The sequence below is a fragment of the Pseudomonas oplopanacis genome (genome assembly GCF_057128725.1).
The window spans coordinates 39,465-46,604 of record NZ_JBSKHV010000024.1; the positions used below are offsets into that span (position 1 = coordinate 39,465).

Genomic DNA, 7,140 nt, shown 5'->3' on the forward strand with positions numbered 1-7,140 from the left:
ATGCGCAGAAGTACCATGTTCATGTTTCAAGGCCTGCTCTGGGGCTCGCTGCTGAGCGGCGTGCCACTCACGGCGACCTTCGCGGCTAACGGTAACTGTGCCGCCCTCGGCCAATTGCCGGCGACACTGGAAGTCGGCGAAGGCTTGCAGCAGGAAGTGCAATCCCCCGTGGCGATTACGCGGCTGGCCGTGGGAGACCCGAAAATCGCCGACGTGCGGGTCAACGGCAATCAGGCCTTCTTGCTCACCGGCATGGCACCCGGCGCCACCAGCCTGATGGTGTGGACGGCCTGCGCCAGCGCCCCGCGTCAGAGCATGGTGTTCGTGCAGGGGCGGGCCACCGCGGCCATGACCGGCAAGTCTTCCCTGCCCTCTCAGGACCCATTGCTACCGTCGCAAGTGCAGACCGACATTCGTTTCGTCGAGGTCAGCCGGACCAAACTGAAAGAGGCCAGCACCTCGATCTACGGCAAAAACTCGAACTTCCTCTTTGGTTCCCCCGGCACCGTGCCGAACACCGCCGTAACCCCGCGAGTGCTGCCTTTGCGCAACATTGATCCGCGGATCGCCGTGCCGAGCATTCCGCTGGCCAATGACATGTTCAATATCGTCGCCGGCGGCGGCAACTTCCTCGCGATCATCAACGCACTCGAAGGCAGCGGCTTCGCCTACACCCTGGCGCGGCCGAGCCTGGTGGCGATCAGCGGGCAGAGCGCGAGCTTTCTCGCCGGCGGCGAAATCCCGATCCCGGTGCCGAGTGCCAACAGCAACAGCTACTCCATCGAGTACAAGGAATTCGGGGTCCGCCTGACGCTCACGCCGACCGTGGTCAGCAACGATCGCATCGCCCTGAAAGTGGCGCCGGAGGTCAGCGAGCTGGATTTCGCCAACGCCGTCACCATCGGTGGCACCACCGTCCCGGCGTTCACCATTCGCCGCACCGACACCAGCATCTCCCTGGCCGATGGCGAGAGTTTTGTCATCAGCGGTTTGATCAGCACGCAAAACTCCTCCCAGGTCGACAAGTTTCCGGGGCTGGGGGACATCCCGATCCTCGGTGCCTTTTTCCGCAGTTCATCGATCAGGCGCGAAGAGCGTGAACTGCTGATGATCGTCACGCCGCACCTGGTTCAACCGCTGGCCGTCAATGCGCCACTGCCTTCATTGCCCGGTGAACAACTGCGCAACTACGACCCCGGTTTCTATCGCATGTACTTCCTCGAAGACGGCAACTTCGATAAACGCAGCGGGTTATCGCAATGAGCCAGAACCTGAGCCAGACCTTTCTCGCGATCACGCGAAACGACACTGACCTTGAGTGGCTGCAAGGCGCCCTCGCCCCGTTAGGCCAGGTGGTCAGCGCCGGCGGCGGCAGCCTCGACGAACTGTTGGCGCTGGTCGACGTCACCTTCGCCAGCCTGGTGTTCGTCGGGCTGGACCGCGAACACGTGGTCGCGCAAAGCGCGCTGATCGAAGGCGCACTGGAAGCCAAGCCGATGCTGGCGATCGTGGCTCTGGGCGATGGCATGGACAATCAGCTTGTGCTGAATGCGATGCGTGCCGGCGCGCGGGATTTTGTCGCCTATGGCTCGCGTTCCAGCGAAGTCTCGGGGCTGGTGCGCCGTCTCGGCAAACGCCTGCCAACGGTGGCGCCGAGTACCCAGCTCGGAGGCCTGACCGTGCTCTACGGCGCGCAAACCAACGCCGACGGTGCGCTGCTCGCCAACCACATGGCGCAAGTGGTGCAGAAAAGCGGACAGCAAACCTTGTTACTGGACCTGGGTTTGCCACGCGGCGACAGCCTGGCGTTGCTCGGGCTGGAGAGCTCGTTTCATTTCGGCGACGCCCTGCGGCATTTGCGGCGCCTCGACGCCACGCTGATCGACAGTGCGTTCACCAGCAATGAAGCGGGACTGCGAATCCTCGCCTACGCCAGCCACGATGAACCGCTGGAGCGCACCAGCGCCGCCGAGTTGTACATGCTGCTCAGCGCGCTACGCCAACACTTTCAACACATCGTGGTGAACCTCACCGGCCAGCCGGACAGCGAAGCGCTGCGCACCTTTGTCAGCCATTGCGACAAGCTGCTGTGGTACACCGATCAGAACGTGCTCGACTGCCGGCGCAACCTCGCGGTGCTCAACCTGTGGCGCGAAAAAGGCATGAAGCTCGATCACGCCCGCCTGCTGATCGACCGCTACCTGCGCAATGTCGCACCCGACGCCGACACCCTGGGCAAGAGCTTTGGCATGGAAGTCTTCGCGATTCTGGCCTTCAGCCCGGAAGTGCGCCTGAACGCCAAAAACCAAGGCGTGAGCCTGTTCGAACTGGCCCCGCGTGAAGGCCTGACCCAAAGCCTGCGTACCCTCGGCGAACGCCTGGCGAAACGCTCCGAAGGCCTGGCCAAACCCAAGACCGGCTGGTTCAACCGGCTGAGGGGTGCGCAATGAGCACGGAAAAACTCTTCGGTGCCCCTGCGCGCGCGCCGGCCGGCAACACCGACAACGAAGGCCTGAAGCTGGTGTTGCACCGCTACATCATCGACGCCATTGAAGAGTCCGGAAAAAATTTGCTGGAGGGGTCGAGGCCCGCGCTGTCGCAATTCGTCATCGACAAGGTTGCCGAATACATCGCCCGGCTGCACCTGGCGATTTCCCGCTATGAGATGGAGCGCCTGGCCGAAGAATTGGTCGACGAACTCACCGGTTTCGGCCCGCTGGAAGTGCTGCTGCGCGACCCTTCCGTGACCGAGATCCTGGTCAACGGTCCGCACCGAGTGTTCATCGAACGCGATGGCGTGCTGCATCAAAGTGACTTGCGCTTCATCGACTCGCACCACGTCGAACGCGTCATGCAACGTATCCTCGCGCCCCTCGGCCGACGGCTCGACGAGTCCTCGCCGATGGTCGATGCGCGCCTGCCCGATGGCAGCCGGGTCAACGCAATCATCCCGCCGATTGCCCTCGACGGGCCGTGTCTGTCGATTCGAAAATTCCGCAAGGACATGCTCAAAAGCAACGACCTGATGGCGATGCAAACCATCGATCAGGCGATCTTCGATTTCATTCAGGAAGCCGTGGGCAAGCGCTGCAACATCCTGATCAGTGGCGGTACCGGCACCGGCAAAACCACGCTGTTGAACATCCTCAGCCAGTTGATCAACCCGCACGAACGCCTCGTCACCATCGAAGACGTCGCCGAACTGCAACTCGGCCACCCGCACGTCGTGCGCCTCGAAACCCGGCCGCCGAATGCCGAGGGCCACGGCGAAGTGAAGTCCAGCGACCTGATCCGCAACGCGCTGCGGATGCGCCCGGACCGGATCATCCTCGGCGAAATTCGCGGCGTCGAAGTGCTCGACGTCCTCACTGCCATGAACACAGGCCACGACGGTTCGATGAGCACCGTACACGCCAACAATGCCCAGGATGCGCTGCTGCGCCTGGAAACACTGGTCGGGCTGACCGGCCGCACCATCGCCGAAAAGACCTTGCGCCAGATGATTTGTGCCGCGCTGGACGTGGTGATCCAGCTCACCCGCCTGCCCGATGGCCGCCGCTGTGTCAGCGAGGTGGTAGAAGTGGTCGGCGTGCGCGATGACGTGTACGTGACCAACACCTTGTTCAGGCTCGACCGTCGCACCGGTTTCGGTTTTATGCGCGAGGCGGTCAACCCCGCCGGCGACAAACTGCGCCGCGAGACGGCACTTGTTTCCTCACCGCACTGAGGCCACGGCATGCTCAAACCGGCACTGCTGATTCTCGTTTGCCTGATCCTGTTCGGGCTATCGATCCGTTTGTTGCTGCGCGGGCTGCGCCAGACCGGGACCGAACGCGTGCTCGGCCGACTGACCCAAGGGCAGCCGCAAATCGTTGTCGAGAAAACGGCCTGGGCCGGACCGGAGCGGGCGTTTCTGCGCGCCGGTCTCGGGCGCCCTTCCGAGCGATTCGGACGTTGGTTGCTGCTGTGGGCCCTCGGTATTTTGCTGGGTTTTATCGTTGGGGGCTGGATCGGTGCGCTACTGTTCGTGCTGATGCCGCCGGTACTCCTGCGGCTGTATGTCAGCTGGCGTTATCAGCGGCGGCTCAAGCGCATGATCGAACAACTGCCGCCATTGCTTGATCACACCGTGCGCAGCCTGAAATCCGGTCGCACCCTGGCCGATGCCCTGCTCGGCGCCATCGAGGCTGCCGACGATCCGCTGAAAAATGCCATGGGCCGGGTCCAGCGCAACGTGCAGTTGGGCGTCAGCCTGCCCGATGCCGCATCGGACTTCGCCGAGCTGTATGAGAAAGATGAACTGCGCCTGCTGGCCCTGGGATTGAAGGTCAATCACCGCTACGGCGGCAATGCCAGTGAACTGCTGGAGAACCTGATCAAGATGATCCGCGAGCGCGAACAGGCCGCCCGCCAGCTCAGCGCCATGACCGGTGAAACCCGGGTGACCGCTTGGGTGCTGGGGTGTTTGCCGCTGGGCCTGGCCGGTTATTTCCTGGTCGCCAACCCGGCCTATTTACTCGCCATGTGGAATGACCATTCGGGGCAAATCATGCTGGCGACAGCATTCGGCTTGCAGGCGGTGGGCAGCCTGGCGCTCTGGCGCATGTTGCGCAGCGTATGAAAATGCCTCTACTGATCAGTGCGCTGCTGTTTTTCGGGGCCACGCTGTTGCTGCTCAGCAGCCTGCTGGACCAGCGTCGGCGGGCGCGTCAGGTAGCCCAGCGACTGGACGGCAAGCCGCTCGGCCACAGCCAGGTGGGTCTCTGGTTGCAGGCGTTGGGCAATAGCCGGATCGGTCAACGCTCGGTCAACCTGGACAACGAAACCCAGGCACTGCTCAACCGCCTAGGCTGGCGCAGCACCCGCCGGCGCTCGCTGTTCGCCGCGTGCCAGGTCGGCGTGCCGTTGCTGGCACTGGCCCTGAGCCTGCTGATTCAGGGGTTGTTTTACCCCGACACGGAGAACCACTGGATCGCCCCGCTGTTTGCCACGGCCATCGGCTATTTGCTGCCCAAGCGCTTACTCGTCGCCGCCGCCCTGCGTCGACAAAAACAACTGGCGTCCGAGATCTCCACCTTCATCCCGCTGCTGCGCATCCTGTTCGAATCGGGCATGGCGGTGGAGCAGTCGTTGCGCGTCCTGAGCACCGAAGGCAAACAACTCATGCCCGCGCTGACCCATGAACTGCGCCTGGTGCTGGCCCGTGTCGACTCCGGCCTGGAACTGGGCGAAGAGTTGCACAAGGTCAGCCGTTTACTGGCGGTCGATGAATTCACCGACACCTGCGTGATCCTTGAGCAGTTGATTCATCAGGGCGGCGGCGCGATGAAATCCCTGCTGACGCTCAAGCAATTATTCGATGACCGGCGCCTGACGCGCCTGCAGGAATACATCTCCAAGATGTCCGCCAAAATGTCCGTCGTGATGATGCTGTTTCTCTTCCCGGCGTTATTGATCGTGCTGGCCGGCCCGGGCTTCACCGCCCTGGCCCGGGCCATTGGTTCGTAGAGGGATCCTGATGAAAGCAATGATTGCCGGTTTGAGTTTGCTGTTATTGGGCGGTTGCGCCACCGACGGCCAGGCACCGTGGAACGCCCTGACCAGCAGTGCCAGTTGCAGCAAATTGAGTGGCGATGAACAGCTGAAATTGAACCTGGCCGACGACATGGCCAACGACGGCAAACTGCACGCCAGCCTGGCCAACCTGCAAAGCCTGCCGGACAACGTGGCCGACGTGCGCCTGCGCCGGGCCAAGGTCTACCGCCTGCTGGGCCGCAGCGAAGCCGAACCGTTATACCGCAGCCTGCTCGGCACCTGCATGGCCGCCGAAGCCGAACACGGCCTGGGCCAACTCGCCGCCGCCAAGGGCGACAACGGCCTGGCCCAGTCCCACCTGCTGCGCGCCGCACGGCTGGCGCCCACCGACGACAAAATCCGCAACGACCTCGGCGTGGTGTACCTCAACCAACTGCGCGTCGACGATGCACGCTTCGAATTCCTCACCGCCATGGAACTCAAGCAAGGCGATCAACTGGCCGCATTGAACATGGTGACGCTGCTGATCTACCAGGACGACTGGAGCCGCGCCGCCGAACTCGTCAGCCGCCTCGGCCTCAGCCCCGCCCAAGTCACCGCAGCCCAGGAACGCGCACAAAAACTCAAGACCCCGGGCAAGACAGGCCCGATTCCTGCGAACCAGGTCGCCGTCGTCACGACGCCGAGCCTTCAATAGGGAGTCCTTTGCGATGAAACCAATCGTCCTCTGCTGCCTGCTGGCCCTGCCCCTCGCCGCCCATGCGCTCGACGGCCCATCCTCGCCACAACAAGCGGAAACCGAAGGCTGGCTACAACTGCAAAGCAGCAACAAGGCGGCTTCGCAGAAACCACAGACCTCGACGGCGACTGAACGGGAGCTGAGCATGCAGCGCTGGTTGAAGAGTTATGAGCATGAGATCCCGCAGTTTTTTGATCAGGATCAGGGGGGGACGGTGAGCAGTGGGTCGGGGGGGTAGGTTTTGATTTTTTTGTGTGTGGTTTGCCGCCTTCGCGAGCAGGCTCGCTCCCACATTTCGATTGAGATCAGTCTGAAAATTTACGCGGGTCCTACAGCCGGGACGGTTTTTGAGGAGGATTCCGACAGGTTGTGTCGGTTGTTGGGTCAGACGGGAAATGGGTAGGCTTTGGGTGTCGCTGCAAATTCAGCGACCGGGCGTCGCAGTCCGTCTTAGCTTACTTGGTGCATAATCACCGTCCTCAATCGACTCTCCTTCATAGATTGTCGATTGGTTTTATGGTGGCTGTGCGCGGGATACCTTCGGGTATGCCGGGTTTACCAAGTAGCTCGGTCTGCGACCCCGCGTACAGCTGCCTCCTTCAAATCGCGTCGCAGCGATCAGTGGCAGCTCCACAATTTACTTGGAGTCTCACCATGTTCAAAGAAACACCAAATCCCCCGGAAACCGACGACGTTTCTCCCTACGAATCCATCGATTCCAAAAAATTCCACGACGCCGCCGAACGCGCGTTGAATCACTACCTCAACCCCGCAGTACTGAAGTCACCGCCCACCCGCAAACCCAGCACCATGTTCATGCTTGCACCGGACCTCAAAGACGAAGACCTGCTGGCCCACACCTGTGA

7 protein-coding genes and 1 pseudogene are annotated in these 7,140 nt (G+C 62.2%); all 8 read left to right on the plus strand.

The genetic code is table 11. The annotated features are described in order from the left end of the window. Positions 1-1,263 carry a type II and III secretion system protein family protein gene (locus tag ACWKV5_RS28520; RefSeq protein ID WP_483843973.1) on the plus strand — a complete coding sequence of 421 codons (1,263 nt, stop codon included), beginning with the start codon at positions 1-3 and terminating at the stop codon, positions 1,261-1,263. Beyond that, positions 1,260-2,450, plus strand: coding sequence for a CpaE/TadZ family protein (locus ACWKV5_RS28525; RefSeq protein WP_483843974.1), 1,191 nt, complete (start codon positions 1,260-1,262; stop codon positions 2,448-2,450). The genes ACWKV5_RS28520 and ACWKV5_RS28525 overlap by 4 nt, the downstream gene beginning before the upstream one ends. Beyond that, positions 2,447-3,727 carry a TadA family conjugal transfer-associated ATPase gene (locus ACWKV5_RS28530; RefSeq protein ID WP_483843975.1) on the plus strand — a complete coding sequence of 427 codons (1,281 nt, stop codon included), beginning with the start codon at positions 2,447-2,449 and terminating at the stop codon, positions 3,725-3,727. The genes ACWKV5_RS28525 and ACWKV5_RS28530 overlap by 4 nt, the downstream gene beginning before the upstream one ends. A 9-nt stretch (positions 3,728-3,736) precedes the next feature. Further along, on the plus strand, positions 3,737-4,621 hold the full coding sequence (locus tag ACWKV5_RS28535; RefSeq protein WP_483843976.1) for a type II secretion system F family protein: 885 nt from the start codon (positions 3,737-3,739) through the stop codon (positions 4,619-4,621). Beyond that, on the plus strand, positions 4,618-5,508 hold the full coding sequence (locus ACWKV5_RS28540; protein ID WP_483843977.1) for a type II secretion system F family protein: 891 nt from the start codon (positions 4,618-4,620) through the stop codon (positions 5,506-5,508). Before ACWKV5_RS28535 ends, ACWKV5_RS28540 begins: the two co-directional genes overlap by 4 nt. 10 nt (positions 5,509-5,518) lie before the next feature. Beyond that, positions 5,519-6,232, plus strand: a complete 714-nt coding sequence (locus ACWKV5_RS28545; RefSeq protein WP_483843978.1) for a hypothetical protein — start codon at positions 5,519-5,521, stop codon at positions 6,230-6,232. Between the two features lie 13 nt (positions 6,233-6,245). Then, positions 6,246-6,512 carry a DUF3613 domain-containing protein gene (locus ACWKV5_RS28550; RefSeq protein WP_483843979.1) on the plus strand — a complete coding sequence of 89 codons (267 nt, stop codon included), beginning with the start codon at positions 6,246-6,248 and terminating at the stop codon, positions 6,510-6,512. A gap of 416 nt (positions 6,513-6,928) precedes the next feature. Then, a pseudogene (locus ACWKV5_RS28555) lies at positions 6,929-7,140 on the plus strand (DUF6124 family protein); the annotation flags it as partial.

Coding starts and splice junctions, on each gene's coding strand:
- ACWKV5_RS28545 (WP_483843978.1), top strand. CDS start 5,519: ATGAAAGCAATGATTGCCGGTTTGAGTTTGCTGTTATTGGGCGGTTGC.
- ACWKV5_RS28530 (WP_483843975.1), top strand. CDS start 2,447: ATGAGCACGGAAAAACTCTTCGGTGCCCCTGCGCGCGCGCCGGCCGGC.
- ACWKV5_RS28525 (WP_483843974.1), top strand. CDS start 1,260: ATGAGCCAGAACCTGAGCCAGACCTTTCTCGCGATCACGCGAAACGAC.
- ACWKV5_RS28550 (WP_483843979.1), top strand. CDS start 6,246: ATGAAACCAATCGTCCTCTGCTGCCTGCTGGCCCTGCCCCTCGCCGCC.
- ACWKV5_RS28535 (WP_483843976.1), top strand. CDS start 3,737: ATGCTCAAACCGGCACTGCTGATTCTCGTTTGCCTGATCCTGTTCGGG.
- ACWKV5_RS28520 (WP_483843973.1), top strand. CDS start 1: ATGCGCAGAAGTACCATGTTCATGTTTCAAGGCCTGCTCTGGGGCTCG.
- ACWKV5_RS28540 (WP_483843977.1), top strand. CDS start 4,618: ATGAAAATGCCTCTACTGATCAGTGCGCTGCTGTTTTTCGGGGCCACG.